This is a genomic window from Pararobbsia alpina, assembly GCF_965118125.1.
Taxonomy (GTDB): Bacteria; Pseudomonadota; Gammaproteobacteria; order Burkholderiales; family Burkholderiaceae; genus Pararobbsia; species Pararobbsia alpina_A.
The window spans coordinates 4135437-4159110 of sequence record NZ_OZ221287.1 but is presented as its reverse complement, the minus strand read 5'-3'; the positions used below and the strand labels follow the sequence as shown (position 1 = coordinate 4159110).

23 protein-coding genes and 1 tRNA gene are annotated in these 23674 nt (G+C 61.9%); 14 read left to right on the top strand and 10 right to left on the bottom strand.

The genetic code is table 11. The annotated features are described in order from the left end of the window. Positions 1-143 precede the first annotated feature (143 nt). The 3 genes from tatA to tatC all read left to right on the top strand — a co-directional run bounded on the left by tatA (position 144) and on the right by tatC (position 1876). On the top strand, positions 144-383 hold the full coding sequence (gene tatA, locus ACMFWR_RS17940) for a Sec-independent protein translocase subunit TatA (protein ID WP_413192933.1): 240 nt from the start codon (positions 144-146) through the stop codon (positions 381-383). Positions 384-404: 21 nt separating this feature from the next. After that, a complete protein-coding gene (tatB, locus tag ACMFWR_RS17935) occupies positions 405-947 on the top strand; it encodes a Sec-independent protein translocase protein TatB (protein WP_413192932.1) in 543 nt (180 codons plus the stop codon). Between the two features lie 131 nt (positions 948-1078). Then, positions 1079-1876: a twin-arginine translocase subunit TatC gene (tatC, locus tag ACMFWR_RS17930; RefSeq protein WP_413192931.1), complete on the top strand. Its 798-nt coding sequence runs from the start codon at positions 1079-1081 to the stop codon at positions 1874-1876. A gap of 231 nt (positions 1877-2107) precedes the next feature. Here tatC and ACMFWR_RS17925 read toward each other — a convergent pair whose 3' ends face one another. Beyond that, positions 2108-3382: a Do family serine endopeptidase gene (locus ACMFWR_RS17925; RefSeq protein WP_413192930.1), complete on the bottom strand. Its 1275-nt coding sequence runs from the start codon at positions 3380-3382 to the stop codon at positions 2108-2110. 19 nt (positions 3383-3401) lie between these two features. Between ACMFWR_RS17925 and ACMFWR_RS17920 the strand changes: the two genes are divergently transcribed. The 6 genes from ACMFWR_RS17920 (at position 3402) to ACMFWR_RS17895 (ending at position 8723) form a co-directional block, all read left to right on the top strand. Further along, on the top strand, positions 3402-4148 hold the full coding sequence (locus ACMFWR_RS17920) for a Nif3-like dinuclear metal center hexameric protein (RefSeq protein WP_413192929.1): 747 nt from the start codon (positions 3402-3404) through the stop codon (positions 4146-4148). Between the two features lie 302 nt (positions 4149-4450). Then, positions 4451-5071, top strand: coding sequence for a ubiquinol-cytochrome c reductase iron-sulfur subunit (gene petA / locus ACMFWR_RS17915; RefSeq protein ID WP_413192928.1), 621 nt, complete (start codon positions 4451-4453; stop codon positions 5069-5071). A 2-nt stretch (positions 5072-5073) separates the two neighbouring features. Beyond that, complete coding sequence (locus ACMFWR_RS17910) at positions 5074-6456, top strand: cytochrome b (RefSeq protein WP_413192927.1); 1383 nt, start codon at positions 5074-5076, stop codon at positions 6454-6456. Between the two features lie 24 nt (positions 6457-6480). Next, complete coding sequence (locus ACMFWR_RS17905) at positions 6481-7224, top strand: cytochrome c1 (RefSeq protein ID WP_413192926.1); 744 nt, start codon at positions 6481-6483, stop codon at positions 7222-7224. Between the two features lie 95 nt (positions 7225-7319). Next, complete coding sequence (locus ACMFWR_RS17900) at positions 7320-7931, top strand: glutathione S-transferase N-terminal domain-containing protein (protein ID WP_121090813.1); 612 nt, start codon at positions 7320-7322, stop codon at positions 7929-7931. Positions 7932-8153: 222 nt separating this feature from the next. Further along, positions 8154-8723: a ClpXP protease specificity-enhancing factor gene (locus ACMFWR_RS17895; protein WP_413192925.1), complete on the top strand. Its 570-nt coding sequence runs from the start codon at positions 8154-8156 to the stop codon at positions 8721-8723. A gap of 120 nt (positions 8724-8843) precedes the next feature. Here ACMFWR_RS17895 and ACMFWR_RS17890 read toward each other — a convergent pair. After that, a tRNA-Thr gene (locus tag ACMFWR_RS17890) sits at positions 8844-8919 on the bottom strand. Positions 8920-9044: 125 nt separating this feature from the next. On the opposite strand from ACMFWR_RS17890, the gene ACMFWR_RS17885 reads away from it, so the two are divergent. Next, positions 9045-10694 (top strand): NAD(P)/FAD-dependent oxidoreductase, encoded by a 1650-nt coding sequence (locus ACMFWR_RS17885; protein WP_413192924.1) that lies wholly within the window; start codon positions 9045-9047, stop codon positions 10692-10694. On the opposite strand, the gene hfq is transcribed toward ACMFWR_RS17885, so the two are convergent. Beyond that, a complete protein-coding gene (gene hfq, locus ACMFWR_RS17880) occupies positions 10677-11030 on the bottom strand; it encodes an RNA chaperone Hfq (RefSeq protein WP_413192923.1) in 354 nt (117 codons plus the stop codon). The genes ACMFWR_RS17885 and hfq overlap by 18 nt on opposite strands. A 232-nt stretch (positions 11031-11262) precedes the next feature. Between hfq and ACMFWR_RS17875 the strand changes: the two genes are divergently transcribed. Next, complete coding sequence (locus tag ACMFWR_RS17875; RefSeq protein ID WP_413192922.1) at positions 11263-11952, top strand: cadmium resistance transporter; 690 nt, start codon at positions 11263-11265, stop codon at positions 11950-11952. A gap of 975 nt (positions 11953-12927) precedes the next feature. Then, positions 12928-13584, top strand: coding sequence for a response regulator (locus ACMFWR_RS17870; protein ID WP_413192921.1), 657 nt, complete (start codon positions 12928-12930; stop codon positions 13582-13584). Positions 13585-13711: 127 nt separating this feature from the next. Here ACMFWR_RS17870 and ACMFWR_RS17865 read toward each other — a convergent pair whose 3' ends face one another. Both ACMFWR_RS17865 and ACMFWR_RS17860 read right to left on the bottom strand, forming a co-directional pair. Beyond that, positions 13712-15163 carry an HDOD domain-containing protein gene (locus ACMFWR_RS17865; RefSeq protein WP_413192920.1) on the bottom strand — a complete coding sequence of 484 codons (1452 nt, stop codon included), beginning with the start codon at positions 15161-15163 and terminating at the stop codon, positions 13712-13714. Between the two features lie 38 nt (positions 15164-15201). Continuing rightward, on the bottom strand, positions 15202-17151 hold the full coding sequence (locus tag ACMFWR_RS17860) for a putative bifunctional diguanylate cyclase/phosphodiesterase (RefSeq protein ID WP_413192919.1): 1950 nt from the start codon (positions 17149-17151) through the stop codon (positions 15202-15204). 368 nt (positions 17152-17519) lie between these two features. Between ACMFWR_RS17860 and ACMFWR_RS17855 the strand changes: the two genes are divergently transcribed. Together ACMFWR_RS17855 and ACMFWR_RS17850 are read left to right on the top strand one after the other, a co-directional pair. Then, positions 17520-18311, top strand: coding sequence for a DUF4397 domain-containing protein (locus tag ACMFWR_RS17855; RefSeq protein WP_413192918.1), 792 nt, complete (start codon positions 17520-17522; stop codon positions 18309-18311). Between the two features lie 270 nt (positions 18312-18581). Beyond that, complete coding sequence (locus ACMFWR_RS17850) at positions 18582-19838, top strand: Hsp70 family protein (RefSeq protein WP_413192917.1); 1257 nt, start codon at positions 18582-18584, stop codon at positions 19836-19838. Positions 19839-20032: 194 nt separating this feature from the next. Here the strand turns inward: ACMFWR_RS17850 and ACMFWR_RS17845 are convergent, their stop codons facing one another. The 5 genes from ACMFWR_RS17845 to prfA form a co-directional block, all read right to left on the bottom strand. Then, entirely contained in the window at positions 20033-20236 is a 204-nt protein-coding gene (locus tag ACMFWR_RS17845) for a cold-shock protein (RefSeq protein ID WP_413192916.1), read from the bottom strand. A gap of 331 nt (positions 20237-20567) precedes the next feature. Beyond that, positions 20568-21164, bottom strand: coding sequence for a UbiX family flavin prenyltransferase (locus ACMFWR_RS17840; protein WP_413192915.1), 597 nt, complete (start codon positions 21162-21164; stop codon positions 20568-20570). Positions 21165-21168: 4 nt separating this feature from the next. Next, positions 21169-21483, bottom strand: coding sequence for a Grx4 family monothiol glutaredoxin (gene grxD, locus ACMFWR_RS17835; protein WP_413192914.1), 315 nt, complete (start codon positions 21481-21483; stop codon positions 21169-21171). Between the two features lie 127 nt (positions 21484-21610). After that, positions 21611-22501 (bottom strand): peptide chain release factor N(5)-glutamine methyltransferase, encoded by an 891-nt coding sequence (gene prmC, locus ACMFWR_RS17830; protein ID WP_413192913.1) that lies wholly within the window; start codon positions 22499-22501, stop codon positions 21611-21613. Continuing rightward, on the bottom strand, positions 22498-23580 hold the full coding sequence (prfA, locus tag ACMFWR_RS17825; RefSeq protein WP_413192912.1) for a peptide chain release factor 1: 1083 nt from the start codon (positions 23578-23580) through the stop codon (positions 22498-22500). The genes prmC and prfA overlap by 4 nt, the downstream gene beginning before the upstream one ends. Positions 23581-23674: the final 94 nt, after the last annotated feature.

The following is a 23674-nucleotide window of genomic DNA, read 5'->3' as shown; positions in this document are numbered from 1 at the left end:
GCGGCGACAGGCTTCGCCGCGAGTGACATGTACGCGACATTGTGAGCCGGTAGAAAGTCGCTTTGCCACGGAATATTGGCCGCTGAACATTCATGCGATTCGCCCGCGGGGCGGACGCGGTTTTGAGAGAACGGAGATAGAAGATGGGTTCGCTAAGCATTTGGCACTGGTTGATCGTCTTGGTGATCGTGGCGCTGGTGTTCGGTACGAAAAAGCTGCGCAACATCGGTAGCGACCTTGGCGGCGCGGTCAAGGGATTCAAGGAAGGCATGAAGGACGGCGAGGAAGGCGCTTCGCAACCTGCCGAGCGCAAGGAACTGCCGCGCGAAACGACGATCGACGTCGACGCGAAGGAACGCGCCAAGGCACAGGACTTCCGTTAAACACCGACCCCGTTCGCATCGATGCTCGATCTCGGTCTTTCCAAAATGGCACTGATCGGGGTGGTCGCGCTTGTCGTGATCGGCCCTGAGCGGTTGCCGCGTGTCGCACGCGTCGCGGGCACCATGCTCGGCCGCGCACAGCGCTATATCAACGACGTCAAGGCGGAAGTCTCGCGCGAGATGGAACTCGACGAGCTTCGCAAGGCGAAGACCGGCTTCGAGGAAGCGGCGCGCAACGTCGAGACCAAGATCCATGACGCCGCGCGCGAGCAACAGGCGGCGATGACCGACGCGTGGAGCCAGGGTGAAACGGTGGCGGCCAGTACGGCCGGCGGCGCGGCTGGCGACGTCAATATCACGGGAACGCCGGTCGTCGACGGCGGATACTCGCGATACGGCGCGGGCGCCCCGGGGCCGCGGCGAAAGAACTGGCGGATCAAGCAGGCCGCCATGCCCGACTGGTACAAGCGCGCCAACGGTACGCGCACCCGCGTGCAGTCGGGCGCTGCACGCGTCGCGCGGCACACGCCGCCGAGCCTGCGCCGGCCGATCCGCTTTCTCTGAGGCTCGCCGCGAACGACTGTTTTCCGACGACTCGAGACCCCGCAGGCTGATCGAGGGAGCACAGGCTCCGACTCGACGCCCGGGCGGGATCGTCCAACCGATCTAATCGAAATATCTGAAGGGCCAGCGTGGTGAGCTCACCCCAACCGAACCAAACCGAAGGCGACGGACAGCCCGGCGAAGAATCGTTTATTTCGCATCTGGTCGAGTTGCGTGACCGGATCATCCGCGCCGGCATTGCCGTGATCGTCGTGTTTGTCGCGCTCGTCTATTGGGCGCCCGATATCTTTCACCTGCTCGCAAGGCCGTTGCTCGAGAATCTGCCGAAGGACGGCAAGATGATCGTGACGGACGTGACCGGCTCGTTTTTCGTGCCGATGAAGGTCACGATGATGGTGGCGCTGGTGATCGCGCTGCCTGTGGTGCTCTACCAGATCTGGGCGTTTATCGCGCCGGGCCTCTACCAGCACGAAAAGAAACTGGTCGTGCCGCTCGTGAGCAGCAGCTACATCCTTTTCCTGTGCGGGATGGCGTTCGCTTACTTTGTCGTGTTTCCTACGATCTTCCGCGTGATGGCGCACTACAACGCGCCGCTGGGTGCGGAGATGTCGACGGATATCGACAACTATCTGAGCTTCACGCTGACGATGTTCCTGTGCTTCGGCGTGACGTTCGAGGTCCCGATCGTCGTTGTACTGCTCGTGCGCATGGGCGTGCTGACGATCGCCAAGCTCAAGCAGATCCGGCCCTACGTTGTCGTCGGCGCGTTTGTCGTGTCGGCCGTCGTGACGCCGCCGGACGTCTTTTCGCAGCTGATTCTCGCGGTGCCGCTGCTCGTCCTCTACGAAGCCGGCATTCTCGCGGCGCGGATCTTTATCGGCAAAGACAAGCCGAAGATCGAAAACGGAGACAGCGCGACGCCGGTTTAAGCGGGCGCAGCGGAGGCCTTTCAGGCTGATCCAATACAAAAGGCCGGTGTCGCGCGAGCGTCACCGGCCTTTTTTGCATGGATGGGCCTAGGGTTGGACGATCCGGGCTCGTCTCGCAGCATGTCGGCGAGAACGCCGTCTCACGGCTCATGAGCGCACTGCCTCGCAGCCGCATCGGACACAGCGGTACCGTGGCGTGTAGAGACAGGTCGCGCGATTCAGGCCGTCAGCCTATTCGGCGTTCGAACCGTTGTCGCTGTCGCTGTTATCGTCGTTGTTGTCGCCGCCACCTCCGCCCCCGCCCCCACCGTCGACCGGCGCGCGCTTGGGGGGCGGCGGCCGCTTGCCGACCACCAGATCGACGTCGAGCGGCTTGTTCTTGCGGATCAGGTGCATCAGCGCGGTTGTGCCCGGCTTGATCTGGGCGATCACATTGAGCAGCTTGGTGGTGTCCTCGATCGTCTGGTCGTTGACGCCGATCAGGATGTCACCGGGCTTGATACCCGCCTTGTCAGCCGGGCCGCCCTGAAGCACACCGGCGACGATGGCGCCGGTCTTCTGATTGAGGCCAAACGATTCCGTGATATCCGGCGTGACATCCTGGGGTTCGACGCCGATCCACCCGCGCGTGACGGTGCCGGTTTCGATGATGCTTTCGAGCACGGTGCGCGCAGTCGAGACGGGGATCGCAAACCCGATGCCGAGCGAGCCGCCGCTGCGCGAGTAGATCGCCGTATTGATGCCAAGCAGGTTGCCGTGCACGTCGACGAGCGCGCCGCCCGAATTACCCGGGTTGATCGCAGCGTCGGTCTGGATGAAATTCTCGAACGTGTTGATGCCCAGGTGATTCCGGCCGAGTGCCGAAATGATCCCCATCGTCACGGTCTGACCGACACCGAACGGGTTTCCGATCGCCAGCACGACGTCGCCCACACGCGCCGAATCCATGCGTCCGAGCGTGATGATCGGCAGATTGGGCAGATTGATCTTGAGCACCGCGAGGTCCGTTTCCGGATCCGATCCGATGATCTTCGCGTCGGTTTTGCGTCCATCGGCGAGCGCCACTTCGATCTCATCGGCACCATCCACGACATGCTGGTTCGTTAGAATGTAACCGTCCGCGCTGACAATGACGCCCGAGCCCAGGTTCGACGCGGCATGCGGTGCGGGTTTGGCGGGCACCCCACCTTCACCGAAGAAATAGCGGAACAGGGGATCGTTCAGGCGCGGATCGCGCGGTGCCGGAGCGCCACCCTTGCTGGAAAAGACATTGACGACCGCGGGCATCGCTTTTTGCGCGGCGTCGGCATAGGACGATGGCGAAGACGGGCCGTGCCCGCCGAGGCCGGGGGCGACTTCCTGCAGCGCAACGATCGGCGCCGCAAGCTGCCGGCCGAACTGACCCTGGCCTTGCAACCACTGGGGCTTCAACGTGGCGATGATGAAGATCAGCGCCAGCAGCACGGTCACTGCCTGCGCGAACAGCAGCCAGAAGCGTCGAAGCATAGAGATATCAGGGGTTTATATGGATCGGAATGATCTTGAATTGTATCTGAACAACCTGCTCCAAACGCCGCGCTTTCGGGACTACTGCCCGAACGGCCTGCAGGTTCAGGGCCGTCGCCGGATCGAGAAGATTGCCACGGGTGTCACGGCTTCGCTCGCCTTCGTCGAGGCAGCGATCGAATGGGGCGCCGATGCGCTGTTCGTGCACCACGGCTATTTCTGGCGTAACGAGCCGGCGCCGATCGTCGGGCAGAAGCATGGCCGCCTGAGGGCATTGCTCGTCAACGATATCAATCTGTTCGCCTATCACCTGCCGCTCGATTCGCATCCGGAGCTCGGCAACAACGTGCAGCTCGCCGAGCGCCTGGGCTGGATTCCGGACGGACGCTTCGGTGAAAACGACATGGGCTGGCTGACAACCTTGCCGATGCCGATGACGCTCGAGGGTCTCGCGGCTCAGGTCAACAATACATTGGGCCGATTGCCGCTCGTGATCGGCGACGATGAGCGGCCGATCCGCCGGATCGCGTGGTGTACGGGCGCTGCGCAGGGGTATTTCGACGAAGCCGTCGCGGCCGGGGCGGACGTCTATCTGAGCGGTGAAATCTCGGAATCGACCACGCACCTCGCGCGTGAGTCGGGCGTCGCCTATATCGCCGCCGGCCACCATGCGACCGAGCGCTACGGCGTTCAAGCCGTCGGGTCCCACCTGGCCGACCAGTTCGATATCGAGCACTTATTTATTGATATCGACAATCCGGTTTGAATACCGTGTTTCTCCGGGTTTTCCCTTGGGCGTGTCACGATGGCACGCCCATTTCATTGCAATATCGTTGCGACATTCAAAAAAATGCTGCATCGCATAATATTGGGCCGATGCGTGTTTTTCTGTCGCTACAGAAAAATCCTTATCGATCAAAGCTTTGATGCAATGCATCTGTAGCGCATTGCGAATAGCTGCGGGTGAATTCAGATTTAGTCAATCCTTGTAAGCGCCGTCTTATGCTCAAAATGGCCGTCGGTATAATCTAACGTGCCGGAAAATCCAACTTAGAAGTGGGGCGTGTGATGCGAGACAACGAGAATGGTCGCGTCGACAATAGCCGCCGTACCTGGCTCATTGCGACGTCGGTTGCAGGAGGAGTAGGTGGAGTAGCAACGCTGGTACCGTTTGTAGGTTCTTTAGCACCGTCTGAAAAGGCCAAGGCCGCGGGGGCGCCTGTCGAGGCCGATATCGGCAATCTCAAGCCCGGCGACATGATGGTTGTGCCGTGGCGCGGCAAACCGGTCTGGATCGTCAATCGCACGGAAGCGATGCTCGCTGATGTGGTCAAGGCTGACCCCGAGCTCGCCGACCCCCACACGCTGAACCCGTTTTCGATGCCGTTGCCCGAGTACTGCAACAACGAGTACCGGTCGCGAACGGATCACAAGAACATTCTCGTTCTCGTCGGAATCTGCACCCATCTCGGCTGCTCGCCGAGCCCGCGCTTTACGCCCGGACCCCAGCCCAACCTGCCGAGCGACTGGCCAGGTGGCTGGCTCTGCCCGTGTCACGGTTCGACCTTCGATCTCGCCGGCCGGGTGTTCAAGAACAAGCCCGCACCGCAGAACCTCGATGTGCCGCGCTACATGTTCGTCAATGCGACGACCATCGTGATCGGCAAAGACGAAAATGGGGAGGCGTAATCATGGCTGCAGAGAAGCAAGTCGATACGACAGGGCTGCTCGGCTGGATCGACCGCCGGTTTCCGCTGACCTCGCTCTGGAAGGCGCACCTGTCTGAGTACTACGCGCCGAAGAATTTCAATTTCTGGTACTTCTTCGGATCGCTCGCATTGCTCGTGCTCGTGTTGCAGATCGTCACGGGCATCTTCCTCGTGATGAACTACAAGCCCGACTCGCAGCTCGCGTTCGCGTCGGTCGAGTACATCATGCGCGACGTGCCGTTTGGCTGGTTGATCCGGTACCTGCACTCGACGGGCGCGTCGATGTTCTTCGTGGTCGTCTATCTCCATATGTTCCGCGGGCTGCTCTACGGCTCGTACCGCAAGCCGCGTGAACTGGTGTGGGTGTTCGGGTGCCTGATTTTCCTGTGCCTGATGGCCGAAGCGTTCTTCGGCTACCTGCTGCCGTGGGGCCAGATGTCGTACTGGGGCGCACAGGTGATCGTGAACCTCTTCTCGGCCATCCCGTTTATCGGCCCGGACCTCTCGCTGTGGATTCGCGGCGACTACGTGGTGAGCGATGTCACGCTGAACCGGTTCTTTGCGTTCCACGTGATCGCCATCCCGCTCGTGCTGCTCGCGCTGGTCGTCGCGCACATCATGGCGCTCCACGAGGTCGGGTCGAACAACCCCGACGGCGTCGAGATCAAGGAGAAGAAGGACGCCAACGGCATCCCGCTCGACGGCGTGCCGTTCCATCCGTACTACTCGGTGCACGATTTCCTCGGCGTGACGGTGTTCCTGTTCATCTTCTGCGCGATCGTGTTCTTCGCCCCGGAAATGGGCGGCTACTTCCTCGAAGCGAACAACTTCATTCCGGCCGATTCCCTCAAGACGCCGCCTGAAATTGCGCCGGTCTGGTACTTCACGGCCTTCTACGCGATGCTTCGCTCGGTCACCGAGTACTTCAAGATCGTGCTCGAAGTTGTGGCCGCGTTGCTTGCACTGCTCGGCCTGATCAAGGCGCCCAGCATGCGGGGCAAGCTGGCCTCGGTGATCGGAGCGGGCGTCGTGATCGGCGTCATGCTCGTCACGCAGGCCAAGTTCTGGGGCGTGCTGACCATGGGCGGCGCCGTCGTCACGCTGTTCTTCCTGCCCTGGCTCGACAAGAGCCCGGTCAAGTCGATCCGATACCGGCCGCTGTTCCACAAGATCCTGTACGTGATCTTTGTGTTCGTGTTCCTGACGCTCGCGTTCCTCGGCACCAAACCGCCGACGCCCGCGGGCACGCTGATCGCCCAGATCGGCACCCTCATCTATTTCTGCTTCTTCTGGGGGATGCCTTTCTGGACGAAGCTCGGCACGTTCAAACCCGTGCCCGAGCGCGTGACATACAAACCTCACTGAACGCCAGCCAACAGGAAAATACGAATGAAAAAGCTTCTTTCGATCCTGGCGATGCTCGGTGCGGCGCTGCTGAGCACGCATGTCCTCGCCGAAGAAAGCGTGCACCTCGACGAGGCCCCCAACCGGACCGCCGACCTCGTGTCGCTGCAGCGCGGCGCGCGGCTCTTCGTGAACTACTGTCTCAATTGCCACAGCGCGACCGCGATGCGTTACTCGCGTTTGCGCGATATCGGGCTGACAGACAAGGAGATTGAGGAGAATCTTCTCTTTACGACGGACAAGGTCGGCAACCCGATGTCCATCGCGATGCGTCCGGCCGATGCGAAGGAATGGTTCGGGGTCGCCCCGCCCGACCTGAGCGTCGAGGCCCGTGCGCGCGGGGCGGACTGGATCTATACCTATCTGCGTTCGTTCTACAAGGACGACACCCGGCCGACCGGCTGGAACAACGTCGTCTTCCAGAACGTCGGCATGCCGCACGTCCTTTGGCAGCTACAAGGCGTCAGAACGCCGAAGTTCGAGGATTCAACAGACGAAAACGGAGCGGTCGAGCATCGAATTATTGGATTTCAGCAAGTCACTCCCGGTACTATGTCGGCCAACGACTATGACGAGGCGGTCGCGGACCTGACCTCGTACCTCGTCTGGATGGCGGAACCGGCGGCCAAAGAGCGCAAGCAAATTGGGGCCTGGGTCCTGCTGTTCCTGGGTTTGCTTAGCTTTTTCGCATGGCGTCTGAACGCCGCCTACTGGAAAGACATCAAATAACGTTGCGTTGATTTGATGCAGGGCTAGCGAACAGGAGCGCGCCGTGTGGCGCGTTCCGTGTCGCTGGCCCTTCGGCTTTTTGAGGAAACTAAAAAATGATGGTTCTTTACTCAGGCACGACCTGCCCGTTTTCCCAGCGCTGTCGCCTGGTGTTGTTTGAAAAGGGGATGGATTTCGAAATTCGCGACGTGGACTTGTTCAACAAGCCCGAAGATATCGCGGTGATGAATCCGTATGGCCAGGTGCCGATTCTCGTCGAACGCGACCTGATTCTGTACGAGTCGAACATCATCAATGAATATATCGACGAACGTTTCCCGCATCCGCAACTGATGCCGGCTGATCCGGTCCAACGCGCACGGGCTCGCCTGTTCCTGCTGAACTTTGAAAAAGAGCTGTTTGTGCACGTCGGCACGCTCGAAAACGAAAAGGGCAAGGCTGCCGAGAAGTCGCACGAAAAGGCGCGTATCGCCATCCGCGACCGTCTGACGCAACTGGCTCCGATTTTCGTCAAGAACAAGTACATGCTCGGCGAAGAGTTCTCGATGCTCGACGTCGCGATCGCGCCGCTGCTCTGGCGCCTGGATCACTACGGTATTGAGTTGTCGAAGAATGCGGCGCCGCTGATGAAGTATGCCGAGCGCATTTTCAGCCGTCCGGCGTATATTGAAGCGCTGACGCCGTCGGAAAAGGTCATGCGCCGGTAAATCCGGATGCGCGAGTGCGGCCGCGCGCGGCGCGCCCGCCTCGTGCGCGTGGCTACGGCACGCACGAGGGCTGCGCTCGCGGTCCTCGCCAACGCAGGGATGCAGTATCGATTGCCCCGGGGACGTCCGCCAATCGGCGGCCCGGGTGACAGGAAGGATGCGGGCAAGATCCGCGTGACCGACGCGTCGGTCTGCGCCTTGTGCCGGCGATAGGGAATGGGAATGGCAGAAACACCGACCAAGCCGTATTTGTTGCGTGCCCTTTACGAATGGTGCACGGATAACGGTTACACGCCTCATCTGGCCGTGCGCGTCGACGACCGCACGCGCGTGCCGCGCGAGTTTGTTCGCGACGGGGAAATCGTCCTCAATATCAGCTTCGACGCGACGAGCGGCCTGAAGATGGGTAATGAGTGGATCGATTTCAACGCGCGCTTCTCCGGTAAATCTCACCATATCGAAGTGCAGGTCTCCAATGTGCTCGCGATCTACGCGAGGGAGAACGGTCAAGGTATGGCGTTCCCGGTTGAAGACCGTCAACCCGAGGAAGATGTCGCGGAAGATGACGAGCTGATCGACGAAAGCGACGAACTCGAACGCCTCGAACGCCATGAGCGCGGGCCTTCGCCGGTGTCGCAGGGCAACGTGCCGTCGCTGGTGCCTGCGGGTGAGGCGCGTGACGATGCGTCGGCAGCCGATGAAGCAACCGGCGAAGCCGTCGACCGGCCCGATGGTTCGCCGGACGATTCGCCCGGGAAGGGCGGCCGCGGTCACCTCAAGGTCGTGAAGTGAGGCGGAAGTAACGCAGCAGGGCGTCGAGCCGATCAGGGACCGCAGGTCCCGCACAGATCCAGCGAAGGCCCTGTACAAAGCAAAACGGGCTGCGCAATTGCGCAGCCCGTTTTCTTTATCTGGTGCCCCCTGTCTGATTCGAACAGACCACCTCATGATTACAAGTCAAGTGCTCTACCAAATGAGCTAAGGGGGCGAAATACAGCCGCCGATTATAAGCGAAGTCGCTTGCGCGCACCACTTCGCAAAACCAATCGAGCAAAACGGCTAGAATCTCGCCTTAGTCTGGCGCACCCCGCGCGCCCACTCTCGCCGAACATCATGCTCCGTCTCTCAGAAGTCAAACTCCCCCTCGATCACTCGCAGGAAACGCTCGACGCGGCCGTGCACACCCGCCTCGCCGAAATCGGCGTCAAGCCAGCCGGACTCGTGCGTTACACGGTGTACCGTCGCGCCCACGATGCGCGCAAGAAGTCCGACATCAAGCTCACGTACATCATCGACTGCGAGCTCACGGACGAGGCGGGCGCATTCAAACGCATGGCCGGCAAGCTGCACTTCAGTGTGACGCCCGACATGGCCTACCACTTCGTCGCGAAGGCGCCCGCCAGTTTCGAGGGCCCGCGTCCCGTCGTGATCGGCATGGGGCCGTGCGGTCTGTTTGCCGGGCTGATCCTTGCGCAGATGGGATTCCGGCCGATCATTCTCGAGCGCGGCAAGGCCGTGCGCGAGCGGACCCAGGACACCTGGGGCCTCTGGCGCAAGAGCGTGCTCAATCCCGACTCGAACGTTCAGTTCGGCGAGGGCGGCGCGGGCACGTTCTCGGACGGCAAGCTGTACAGCCAGATCAAGGATCCGCGTCATCTCGGCCGCAAGGTGCTCGACGAGTTCGTCAAGGCAGGTGCGCCCGAGGACATCTTGTACCTGAGCCGGCCGCATATCGGCACGTTCCGGCTCGTGAGCATGGTCGAGAAGATGCGCGCCACGATCCACTCGCTGGGCGGCGAAGTGCGCTTCCAGACGAAGGTCGACGGACTCGAGATCGATGACGGCAAGGTGCGAGGCGTCCGGTTGTCGACCGGCGAGACACTGCGCACCGATCACGTGGTGCTCGCCATTGGCCATAGCGCTCGCGATACGTTCCAGATGTTGCACGACGCCGGCGTCTATATCGAGGCCAAGGCGTTTTCGCTCGGATTCCGGATCGAACATCCGCAAAGCGTCATCGACCGCAGCCGGTTCGGCAAATTCGCGGGGCACAAGGACCTCGGTGCCGCAGACTACAAGGTCGTGCATCACGCGAGCAACGGGCGTGCGGTCTACAGCTTCTGCATGTGCCCGGGCGGTACCGTCGTCGCGGCCACATCGGAGCCGGGCCGCGTGGTGACGAACGGCATGAGCCAGTACTCGCGCGCGGAACGCAATGCGAATGCCGGCATCGTGGTCGGCATCACGCCCGAGGACTTTCCGGGTGGCCCGCTTGCGGGTATCGACTTCCAGCGGCAATGGGAATCGCGGGCGTTCGAACTCGGTGGCGGCAACTACTTTGCACCCGGGCAGCGCGTTGAAGACTTTATCGCGCGGCGCGCGTCGACGTCGCTCGGCGCAGTCGTGCCGTCGTACAAGCCGGGTGTGACGCCGACCGATCTGAGCACGGCGTTGCCCGACTACGTGATCGAGGCGATTCGCGAGGCGTTGCCGGAACTCGACAAGAAGATCGCCGGCTTTGCGATGGGCGATGCCGTGCTGACCGGCGTCGAAACCCGCACGTCATCGCCGGTGCGCATTCGCCGCAAGGACAACTATCAAAGCATGAACGTCGAGGGCCTGTATCCGGCCGGCGAGGGTGCGGGCTATGCGGGTGGCATTTACTCGGCGGCGATCGACGGTATCGAAGTCGCCGAAGCCGTCGGGCGCGATCTGTCCGGGCAGGGTATGCCGTCGGCCCAGGGTTCAGCCGGGTCCGTGTGATTCCGAGTGGCCGTGGCTGCCTCCGCCGTTCGGGCCTGAGGGGCCGGACGGGCGGCGGCGCCGGGTGATCACGGTCGAGGACGTCGAGTCGTCCCGGCTCTTCTCGCGAGCCGGCGGTCGCGTGCCCGTATCGAGCTGAACCGTCGAGATCGCACGCTTGTAAATGCCTTGCACGCCCGTTGGCGTGCTCAGCATGATCAGATACGGATCGAAGGACTCGATGGTGCCGACGAGCCGAATACCGTTGATCAGGAAGATCTGGACGCGCTTGCGTTCCTTGCGCAGGGTATTGAGCATTTCGTTCTGCGGGAAACGATCTTCCGGATCGGGGGCCATGTGCTTGCCTGCTGTTTGACAAAGATGCCGCACGTGAGCGCAATCGTCATGCCACGCGTGCCTCCGATGCGAGAAATGCGGCGAAAAACGCGAAAATCGCCTTCCCACACCGTCCGATGACACGACGAGCCTACACCGATTCAAGCGAACGCACCCGCCAACCTGGCCGCCAACGCGCGATGTTCTCCAATGGCGGGGCACGCACGCTCCCTGCAACGCGGGAATGCCAGCCATGCTGACGGCCGTATTGCTCGCCATCGCGGCGTTCGCGGCGACCAACGTCGACAACCTGTTTGTCCTGCTGGCGTTTTTTGCCGAGGCGCGCGACGCGTGGCGCCCGGTGGTCGTCGGCCAGTACATCGGCTCGATGGCACTCGTCGCGCTGGCCTGCGTCATCGCGGCGCTGATGGTTCAGGTGCCGCGCGCCTATGTCGGGCTGATTGGTGTGATGCCGATCCTTATCGGTATCGGGAAGGCTTTCGAATTGTTCCGTCGAGCCAACGGAACATCCGCGGATCGCGTCGAGACGCAGGCAGGAACGGATGGAAGCACGGACGCAGAAGCGGACGCAGACAGGGTCGAAAAAGCCGGCGTTTCAGGGGCGGACGCGAATCGGCCTGCAGTGCGCGCCGGCTCATCAATCTGGACTGTTGCGACGGTCGCCATCGCGAATGGCTCGGACAATCTCTCCGTCTATGTGCCGCTTTTTGCCGCACGTCCCGTGTCGGAGGGGACTGCGATCGTCGTCGTGTTTGTCGTCATGGTCGCGCTCTGGTGCGTACTGGCCAAGTGGCTCGTTTCCCATCGGCTGATCGGCAAGCCGATCAGCCGCTACGCCCATCTGGTACTGCCCTGGGTGCTGATGTTCATCGGCGCATCGGTGATCGTCGGCAACGGAACGCTGCGGGCGCTCGGTCTATGACCCTACACAGTCTATCTACTTATCAGTAGATAACCGTATTCACTTCGTGACATTGCGATGTCGGAAATGACGGATTTTGCCGACATCGAACTATCTATCGAAAGGTAGATTTTAACCGGCGAGCTTCATTCGAGTTCGTCGCGAATCTGTTCGGAAAGTCGGCACGGCGTACTTGCGGCAGGCGCATGCGGCGAAAATCGTGTCCCGGCTTCACGCAGATATTCCCGTTGAGCCTTGCTGGCATGGGCTCACGGCGGACGACGTGTCGACGTTGCGCTTCGCCGATGCACTCGGAAGGAAATCAAAGATCGGTGTCGTGATCGTGATTTTCGGAACAAACACGCGGTGCCGGATGGCGTCCGGGAGCGACCTTCTTTTGTCTTAAATCTACCAATAGGTAGATGGCCAAGCCGTTATCTCAAAAACACTTTTGATCTTTCTGGTCGGCCGCGCCCTGAGCGCGTCGTTCACCGGACGTCGGACCGCGCGCCGGAATCAAACCGTCCATCTGCATCGAAACGCCCGTCAGCGCGGGCTCGCCGACACTGACGGCGACTCGACAGAAGTCACGGACCGGGCCCACGCCAATGCCATCCCGGCCCGTTTGGATCGGACTCACGCACAGCAAGGGCGACAGGCAAAGTCCGTCTCGTCGTGCGTCCAATGAGATCGTTGATTAAGACCAATCCTAATAAACTTTCGGGTTGTAAGAAACACTGAGATTTTTTCTAATGGGAACGTCGCATGAGCGATTTGTGTTTTGACTGAGGCTGCGACATGACGGATTGTGTTTGACGCAAAAGCAAACGATAGCGTCCGACCGTCGCCGGTCCGGCCGAGGCGAAGGCACGCGTCATCACCGGCCATCGCGACGCGGAAGCCGGCCGTCACGCGGCATACCCCCGGCAGCATTTCCGGACGCTATGGAGAAAAGCTATGTGCGCACTACGGGAAGATCCGTGTGGCGAAGCGGATATGTCGCCCGTTGTTGACATCATCATTGCCGACGACCACCCGGTCGTTCTGGCCGGCGTCGAGAAGACGATCGAGGCTTGCGCAGGTTGCCGCATCGCGGCCGTCGCCCAATCCGTCGGCGGCATGTTCGAAGCATTGCGGCAGTATCACTGCGACATCGTCGTCTGTGACTTTTCCTTTTGCGGTGACCCCGAGCCCGACGGGCTCATGATGCTCGAACGGCTCGCCCGGTCGTACCCGCATGTGAGGATCATTGTGCTGTCGCAGCACGACGACCTGATTCGTGTGAAACGGATCATGACGATCGCGGCGGGATTCGTGAGCAAGACGACCGGCATCGCCTGTCTGCCCGACGCGATCGAGGAAGTGCTTGGCGGGTGCAAATTTGTCGACACACGAACGGCCAAGCTGTTGCTCGGCCATATGTTCGAACGTCAGAAGGATGGCTTTGGCGATGAGCCGCTGACCATGCGCGAGATGGAAGTCATGCGCCTCTATTCACGCGGCATGACGGTCACGGAGATTGCGAACTACACGCGGCGCAGCCTCAAGACCATCAGCGCGCAGAAGCAGAGTGCAATGAAAAAACTCGGCGCACGCAGCGACGTTGAACTTGTCGATGCGTTCAAGATTGCGGAAGGGTCGGGGAATCTGTGAAGCGGTCCTGGCGCCTTTCGGCGTCAGGACGTTGCAATGCATACGCGTACGGGAAAGCACTCGAGGCAAGACGCGCAGCACCGCACAGCACAGCGCGCGGCAGAACACGAAACGCGCGTGTGCCTGATCAGATCGAGCGAGCACCCACGGAAGCGTGCTGGAAGAAGCGTCCGAGTTCGCCCGACAGCTCGTTGAGCGCAGCCATTTCCTTCGGCGTGATCTTTCGCACCGTGCTCTGGTGCGTCCAGTCGCCATAGACGAGGCCGACCGTCGTCGTGTCCACGCGAACCGGCAGCAACACGAAGGCTTGCGCATCCGGCAACGCATTGCGGAACCACGACGGGATGTGCGCGGCGATCTTGGCTTCGCGGGCTTGCTCGATAAAGATACCGACCGAGTTCGCGATCGCGAGGTGGAAAACGTCCGGTGCGAACGATTCCGGGAAGCGCAACATCGGCAGCAGGCGATTCACATTGGTACCCGCACCCAGCCGCGCCTCGAATGCATGATGTTCGGCAAGACGTTCGAACACGATGACGCGCGCCATGCCCATCGCGGCGAGAATCGTCTCCGACGCCAGCGTCTGAACCGGCTTGAGCGCGTGATTCGATCGCAGCGTACGCAGCTCGACGAGGCCCGCGCGAAGACGCGTTTCCGGGTCGACGGGGCGCATGGACGCCGCCGAGTTGTTGCGCAGGTTGCCGATCTCGTCGAGCAAGGTGTTGGCCGTTTCTTCCTCGGCCAGCGCGACGGTCAACTCGACGAGTTGTTCCGGGGTCATCGCGAGCGTGTCGCTATGCGCGCGTGCGAGGTCGCCGAGCAGGATCTCGCGCAGGCCGTCGTCGAGATCGGGCTTCGCCATGATCTCCGATACCGCGGTCGAATATCCTGTCACCGACTGGAGCCATTGCAGATGCGACGGCGGCGAGGTTGCCGGCTCGTCGGGCTCACGCATACCGGTGCGGATCGCGTCGGGCAAACGCCAGCGCGCTGCAGCTTCTTGCCCGAGTTGCTCAAAAGAGACACCGAGCACGTCGGGGCAGACCTGCTCCTCCGATCGTCCTTCGCGTGCGGCACGCGCCTGGATCTCGCGCCACTCGTCTTCAAGGTAGAACACGACGAGCAGCTTGCCGACCTGACGCATCAACGTGCAGACGACGGCTTCTTCGCGAGCGGCCTTTTTGCTCCGGTCAGCGACATGGCGAGCGACGTGGCCCGACAGCATCGTCCGGTTGAGTTCGAGCTGGGCTTCGACGCGATTACTGCGCGCGCTCGAGAAGTGATCGAGCAGCTTGAGACCGACGGCGAGATGGCCGACGGCTTCAATGCCCAAAATCATCAATGCGCGCGAAACGGTCGTGACGTTGCCGCCAAAAGCGGAATACATCGCCGAATTGGCGAGACGAATGACCTTCTGCGTCAAGGCGAAATCCGAGAGGATCACGTTGACGAGTGCTGTGAAATCGAAGTCGCTCGTGTCCATCGCGGACACAGCCGCCTGAACCGATTGGGACAACATCGGGAAATCACCGCGGTCGCTGAAGCGAGCCCAGACCTTATCGATCGGTGAGCTGCTCATAGGAACCCTGTTGCCAAGCGGCTTAACATCTTGCGTTGTTATTTTCCATGAAGGTCGACGGCGAGTTCGCGCGACCTGAATTTTTCCTGCAGCTCATGCGCCGGAAGCGCCTTGCAAAGCAGCCAACCCTGAATATGGCCACAACCGAGCTGAATCAGCAAGCTCCGTTGTGCTTCTGTCTCGACACCTTCGGCAACGAGACGCAGATTCAATGTCTTCGCGAGCGCGGCGACTGCCGTCACGATCGCCTGATCGTTGCGCGAGTCTGAAATGTTCTCGACAAAACTGCGGTCGATTTTAAGCTCTGTGAGCGGGAAACGCTGCAAATAAGCGAGGCTCGAATACCCCGTGCCGAAGTCGTCGACCGCGAAGCGAATGCCGATTTCGGCGAGCGCCTCGAGCAGCACGCGCGCGTGTTGCGGGTCGTGCATCAGCACGCTCTCGGTGATTTCGAGCACAAGGCGATGCGGCTCGATGCCCGTGAGTTGCAGCGTTTCGCGCACGATGGTGGCGAAGCCGGGTTCACGGAATTGCTGTGCCGACACGTTGACGGCCATGTACTCGAGCTTGATGCCTTGCGAGTCCCACAACGCAAGCTGCATGCATGCAGTTTTCAGCGCCCAGCCGCCGAGGTAGCTGATCAGGCCGACCGCTTCGGCGAGCGGGATAAACGTCGACGGCGGCACGAGGCCGCGCTTCGGATGCTGCCAGCGCATCAGGGCTTCGACGCCGACAACGCCGCGCGAATCGATACGCGCGATCGGCTGATAGTGCAGCGAGAACTCGCCGTTGCGCACGCCTTCGTACAGCTCCGCTTCGAGCTTGAGCTTGTCGGCGGCCTCGGGGTCGCGCTGGTCCGTGAAGAACATCAGCGTATTGCCGCCGAGACGCTTGGCGCGATAGAGCGCCTGATCCGCGCCGCGCAGCAACTGGCGCTCGTCCGTTCCAACCTGGTCGCTCAACGCAATGCCGACGCTCGCTGCGATGTGCAGTGACTGGCCTTCGTACGAGTACGGTTGCGAGATCGCCGCGATCAGCCGGCGAGCCAGCGCCTCGGCGCTGCGTGCATCGGCGCTGCGGCGAGTCATCACGACATATTCGTCGCTGCCGGTGCGCGCGACGACGTCGTCCGGACCGACGCTTGCCGTCAGCCGTTCGGCCGTCAGCTTCAGCATCGTGTCGCCGGCTTCATAGCCGAGCGCATTGTTGATGCGCTGGAACGCGTCGAGGTCGATCGAGAGCAGGGCAACGCGGGCGTCGCCTCGCGACACGTCCGAGAACACGCGCTGCAACCGGCGCTGGATCGACACCAGATTGTCGAGACCCGTGAGTGCGTCGTGTTCCGCTTCGAACCGCAGCCGTTCCTGGCGCAGCGCCCAGGCCGAGATGTCCGACGCCGAGATGGCGTACCCGACCAGTTCGCGCGACGCGTCGCGCAGCGGCGCCACGCGCAGGTTGACCCAGCCCGGGTAGGTCAGCGACTTGTTCATGCGCAACGTGCAACCGACGGGCTCTTCGCTCGTGCGGGCCTGCTGGATTGCATCCGCAAGCAGCGCGGAATCGGCGTCGGGCACGAGCGCGCTCAGCGAGGTCGCCTCGAGGAACGCGCGGTGATAGCCCATGAAGCGCAGACCGGCGTCCGAGATATAGGTGAAGCGGAGTTCCGTATCGACCTGCGCGAGAAAGTCGATGCCTTCAACTGTATGTTCGCCGAGAACATAAGGCACGTTGCTGCGCGGCGAAAGTTCGTTTGCGTGGGCAGCGTCGTCACCGACCCGGCCGCCCAGGCGTCGCGATGGCGGATTGGGTGGCGCCTCGCGCGTGCCAAACGGCGACAGGCGAGCAAATGCGCGCAGCAGACCCGTCAGCGACGAGGCCGTGGACGGCACTTCGACCCGTTGGGCGTGGTGAGAGGCGGCGAGCCGGGAATCCGGCCGAGAGGCGTCGGAATTAACCGGCACCGGGCCGGGTACGGCACGGTCGTTCATCGGAAGTCCAAGGACAGTGTATTCGTCTTCATTTACGGCCGATTGAGCCATTTCTTTAGGCGTCATGGCTTGCAAACACGCGTTTCGACGTGCTTCGCGCCTGCTGGTCCGACCCCGAAGGCACACCGATTGCTGTTTGGAGGCGCAACGTCGCGTCTTCAAGGTCGGCGCTCGAATCACCCGGCCTTTGCCGACCGAAGCGCACGCCAAGCGCGTAAGCGCGTGTAAGAAAAATCCCGCACGCCATTAAAGGACGTCTCGCCTGCCAGATCAGGCTGCATCAGGGCACAACGCTAGATCACGACGCTTTGTATCGAATGCGGCTCATTTTATTCAAACGATATTGTTTTTTTTACAGGAGTGACGCCATGAAACTTTTCAAATCCCTGATGCTGGCCGCCGCAACAGCAATGACGTTAAGCGCCTGCGGTGGAAGCAGCGATGTCGGCAAGGAGATCGGGGTCAACAAACCGGTCGTCCGCTACATCCACGCGATCCCTAACGGGCCCGCCGTCGACTTCTTCAACAACAACGTCATCGCCGACCCGAACGCAACGTTCGAGTCCGTGACCGCCTACAACAGCTTCTCGTCCGGTGCGACGACGCTGTCTTATAACACCGCCGGCGCCGGTGCAGCGAACCCGCTTGCCTCGGCCGGACCGTTCAATGCCGGAAACGGGCACGAATATACCGGCATTGCACTCGTGGGCTCCAGCCTGACCCCCGCGCTGACTGTCATCGACGACCCGTTCGACAAGGGCTTGCTCAACAACCAGGCACGCCTGCGCGTATTCAACGCTTCGTTCAATGCAAATGCCGGTGGCGCGGTCGACGTGTACGTGATCCAGACCAGCGCGACCAGTCCTGACATCACCAACGTGACGCCGACGATGGCCAACGTCGCCTACAACGCCGCAAGCCCGGCATCGGGTGCCGATTCGACGTATGTGGACGGCGGCACCTACGTCGTCATCGTCACGCATGCGGGATCGAAGACCGCGATCTTCAAGTCGGCGCCCTTTAGCCTGGGCAACAACGCCGACTGGCTGCTCGTCACGGTGCCGACGACCGGTCTGAGCGGTCTGACGCCCGACGCGATCAACCTGCTTGTGGCGAACAATAGCGCCGGAAACGGTACGCTGCTCTCGACGACGCCGTAAGCCGCCACCTATTTCAGGTTGTTGCACGCGGTTGTCTGACCAGACGGGCCGGCCTCCTTCGGAGGCCGGCCCGTTGTATCTGGGCTCGTCATTGCGCCGGTCTGCCCCGGCCCGGGCGGCCGAATCGCCTGGCGGGTGATGCTTTTCATCGCCCGCTTCATCGTTCCGCGGTTGTCGTGCCTTTTCCGATGTGCTAAAACCCGAAGCCCGCTTTGCAAGATCCACTCATCCCGCCGCGACACCTCGGGTCGCCGGCCGACGGGCTTCAGCATGAACTTCTGCGCAATCGACTTCGGTACGTCCAATTCGGCAATCGCCTTGCCTCATCACACGTCGGTGCGCCTTGTGCCTGTCGAAGAGCAGGCCGTGACCTTGCCCACAGCGGTGTTTTTCAATACGGATGAAGACTCCCAGGCTTACGGGCGCGCCGCGATCGAGGCCTATGTCGACGGGTACGACGGACGGCTGATGCGATCGATGAAGAGCATCCTGGGCTCCGCGTTGGCCGAATCGACCACCGAGCTTGGCGATGGCTCCGCGATCCGCTACCTCGATGTGATCACGCTGTTTGTGCAGCATCTGAAGAAAAAGGCCGAAGCCGCCGGGCAGCGCATGCTCGAACGCGTCGTCATGGGCCGCCCGGTCTACTTCGTGGACGGCGATCCGGAGGCGGACCGCATGGCCCAGGCTCAACTGGAGGCGGTCGCGAAGCGCGTGGGATTTCGGGAGGTCGAATTCCAGTTCGAGCCGATCGCCGCAGCATTCGACTACGAGGCCCGGCTCGACCACGAAGCGCTCGTGCTGGTTGCCGATATCGGCGGCGGTACATCAGACTTTTCCCTTGTGCGCGTCGGACCAGAACGTGCGAAACACCTGCACCGCAAGTCCGATGTGCTCGCGCATCACGGCGTGCATGTCGCGGGGACGGACTACGACAAGCGCGTCGAGCTCGAAGGGGTGCTGACCGAGCTCGGCTATCGATCGCTCGATGCGCACGGCAAGGAAGTGCCCAACCGGATCTATTTCGATCTGGCGACGTGGCACTTGATCAATACGGTATATACGCCGCGGCGTTCGGGTGAATTCGCGCTGCTCAGGCATCTGTATGCAGAGCCGGCCTTCCATCGCCGTTTGATGACCGTGATCGAGCGCCGCCTCGGTCATGCGCTTGCCGGCCGCGCCGAAGATGCGAAGATCGCGGTGTCTGCGGGCGGTGAATTCACGGTCGACCTCGACGACGTCGAAGCGGCGCTCGAGGCGGACTTCGACAACGCAGCGCTTATCGCATGCTCACGCGACGAAACGCGTCGCATCGTCGAAGCTGCGCGCGAGACAGTCGCGATGGCCGGTGTACCCGCGAATCGTCTTGATGCGCTGTACTTCACGGGCGGTTCGACCGGTCTCAAATTCCTGACCGACGCGCTCGCCGCCGAGTTTCCCAATGCGAAGCCGGTGGTCGGCGACCGCCTCGCAAGCGTGGCAACGGGCCTCGGCATCCACGCGCGGCGGATGTTCGACGGCGTGTAAAGCGAGACTCGGGGCGGGCGCGATGCGCGCGCCTTCGAAGGATAAGCCCCATTCCCGGCCGCGCGACCACCCGGGCTGCACCAGCAAGACGCAGGCGACGAGCCCGGAGTGAAGACGAAAAAAAACCGCAAGACATACATCTTGCGGTTTTTTTTGCGCGATGGCACCGCGAAGGTGCCAATCGATCAGGCCGTTTAGACCGGCTTGATGTTCGCTGCTTGCTTGCCCTTCGGGCCGGTCTTCACTTCGAAGCTGACCTTCTGGTTTTCTTGCAGCGTCTTGAAGCCGTCGATGCGAATTTCCGAGAAATGCGCGAAGAGGTCTTCACCGCCGCCGTCCGGCGTAATGAAGCCAAAGCCCTTAGCGTCGTTGAACCACTTAACGGTACCCGTTTCCATATTACTGTCCAAAAGATGAATTGAATCTGAGAGCCTCAATGGCTCCCGTGGTGCGCATGACAATCAAGGAAGTTTGAATATGACAACCGGAGTACCGTTGGAGGGCGACTGCGTTAAGGCTGTTACTCGTCGTCGCTTGAAAATCCTGCACTAGCTTTATACGGTCAATCAGAAGCGCGGTCAATGGCTTTTTTCGAGCTACGATGCATTCTTCCCGGCGGGCGGTCATTTTGCCGCAGAGCCTGCCGAAGTTCCGCACTTGTCTCGGTCGAAAATGCTCAAAACGCTTCGGAACGCATAACAAAATCCGACAACGTGTTAAGCGTGTGCTTCAGTCGATCGACGCGTCGGCGCCGTTGCCCTTGCGAAGACCTTCCCAACCCTCGGTCATCGGCGGTGCGAGCTGGAACATGTCGAGCACCCGCCCGACGGTGTGATCGACCATGTCGTCGATCGTCGCGGGCTTGTCGTAGAACGCCGGCAGGGGCGGGAAGATGACGCCGCCCATCTCGGTGACCGCCGTCATGTTGCGCAGGTGCGCAAGGTTCAGCGGCGTTTCGCGGACCATCAGCACGAGCCGGCGGCGCTCCTTGAGCGTCACGTCGGCGGCACGCGCAATCAGGTTGTCGGACAGGCCGTGCGCGATGCTGGCAAGCGTCTTCATCGAACACGGGGCAACGATCATCCCGTCGGTCGCGAACGAACCGCTCGCGATCGTCGCGCCCACATCCTTCACGTTGTGCACGACATCAGCGAAATGTTCGACCGACGGACGATCGAGCGCGAGCTCGTGCTGGATGCTGAGCCACCCGGCGGACGACACGACCAGATGCGTCTCGACACCGCCGAGGGCGCGGAGCCGTTCGAGCAGCCGGATCGAATAGATCGCGCCCGTGGCCCCCGTGACGGCGAGGATCAGCCGTCGCACGCGCTCAGACCGCTGCGGTCAGCATCTGGCGCAGTTCGCCCGATTCGTACATCTCCATCATGATGTCCGAACCGCCGACAAACTCACCATTGATGTAGAGCTGCGGAATCGTCGGCCAGTTGGCGAATTCCTTGATGCCCTGACGGATTTCGTCGTCTTCGAGCACGTTGACCGTCGTGAGCTTCTCGACGCCGCATGCCTTGAGCACCTGGATCGCGCGACCCGAGAAACCGCACATCGGGAATTGCGCCGTGCCTTTCATAAACAGGACCACGGGGTTCGTGGTCACGATTTCCTTGATGCGTTCTTGCGTAGTCATGATCGGTATTCTGAATGGGGGGCTATCAATGCAGAAATGATAGCGGATTTCGTCTGACGGCGTGCCGGAGCCGCCCGACAGCGGGCCGACAGACGCTTGAACCCAACGGGTGTTCCGAAGCCTGCTGTTAGCGCGGATGGCTGACGGGCCGGACACCGCCCGTGATGCGTTCGATGTTCGCCAGATCCCGTCGCGATTCAACGTCGCGATAGCCAAGCGCGATGAAAATCGCCCGCACGTCGGCCGCCTGGTCGTAGCCATGCTCGACCCAGAGCGGGGCATCGTCGGCGAGCCAGTCGGGCGCGCCCGCGGCGATGTCGCGTATCGCGCTGAGCCCGTCGGCATGATCCGTCAACGCGTCGACGGGTTCGAAGCGCAGGTCGCCCTGAGCGAGATGCGGGTCGCCCTCACGGATATAGGGCGGATTGCTCACGATGAGGTCGAAGCGGTGCGGCGAGGTGGACGACGACGGCGACGCCGGCGCACCGACTGCACTGAATGCACCGAACCAACTGCCCTCAAGAAAGCGGACTTCGCCCGCCGGGCGTGCGGGATCGACGAGTCGTTGTCCATTGCGGCGTGCGACGGCCAGCGCGGCAGGCGAGCGATCCGTCGCAAACACCTCGGCATCGGGCCGACTGCACGCCACCGCGATCGCGATCGCACCGCTGCCCGTGCCGAGATCGGCGACCCGTGGCCGCGGTGCACCGTCGATCGCATGCAGCGCCGTCTCCACGAGCAGTTCCGTATCGGGGCGCGGAATCAGCACATCCGGGGTGACGACGAAATCCAGGCCGAAGAATTCCCGGGTTCCGGTGATCTGCGCCACCGGTTCGCCGGCGATTCTGCGGCGTTCGAGTGCCGCGAAGGCCTCGACCTGCGCATCGTCGAGGGGCGTGTCGCCGCGCGTGATCAGATCGGTGCGCCGCCAGCCCAGCGCGTGCGTGAGCAGCACGCGGGCGTCGAGCGCGTCGAGGGGAGAGCGGCGCAGCAGCGCGGTCGCGGTCCGATCGCTCACGCGCTCTCGCCAAGCGCCGCGAGCTGTTCGGCCTGGTGTTCGCTGAGCAGCGAGCCGATCAGTTCGTCGAGATCGCCGTCCATGATCGCGTCGAGCTTGTACAGCGTGAGGTTGATCCGGTGATCGGTCATGCGGCCTTGCGGGAAGTTGTACGTGCGGATGCGTTCGGAACGGTCGCCCGATCCGATCAGACTCTTGCGCGTTGCCGCTTCCTTCGCGTGCTGTTCCTGGTACTGCTTGTCCATGATCCGCGCTGCCAGCACCTTGAGCGCGCGCTCTTTGTTTTTGTGCTGTGAGCGGTCGTCCTGACATTCGACGACGATGCCCGTGGGCAAGTGCGTGACCCGCACTGCGGAGTCTGTCTTGTTAATGTGCTGACCGCCCGCACCCGACGCGCGGAACGTGTCGATGCGCAGATCGGCCGGGTTGATTTCCACCTCGGCTACCTCGTCCGCTTCCGGCATCACCGCGACGGTGCACGCCGACGTATGGATACGACCCTGCGCTTCGGTTTCCGGCACACGCTGCACGCGATGGCCGCCCGACTCGAATTTGAGCCGCGAGTACGCGCCCTGACCGACCAGACGGACGATCACTTCCTTGTAGCCGCCGAGATCCGAAGCGCTTTCCGAGATTTGCTCGACCTGCCAGCGATGCCGTTCGGCATAACGCAGATACATGCGCAGCAATGCGCCGGCGAACAGCGCACTTTCCTCGCCACCGGTCCCTGCGCGGATTTCGAGGAAGATATTGCGCTCGTCGTTCGGATCCTTGGGCAGCAGCATTTTTTGAAGCTCGGCCTCGAGCGTCGCGAGACGTTCGCGCGCTTCACGGACTTCGTCTTCCGCGAAATCGCGCATCGACGGATCGCTGACGAGCTCGAGCGCCGTGCGCTCGTCGTCTGCCGCCTGGCGCCAGCGCGTATATTGCTCGACGACCGGCGTGAGTTCGGCATGCTCGCGCGTGAGCCGGCGGTACTGGTCGATATTCGACGTGATGTCCGGCTGGCTCAGGAGTTGATTGAGTTCGGCCAGCCGTAGCGACAGCTGGTCGAGCTTGCTTTGCATACTCGATTTCATCGGGAAGTCCGAAGCGATAAGGCAATGAGGAGAGTCGCGCGATCAGGCTGCAGCCGCTGCGACGCAACGGGCGGGCGTTGACGGTTCGGCGGTT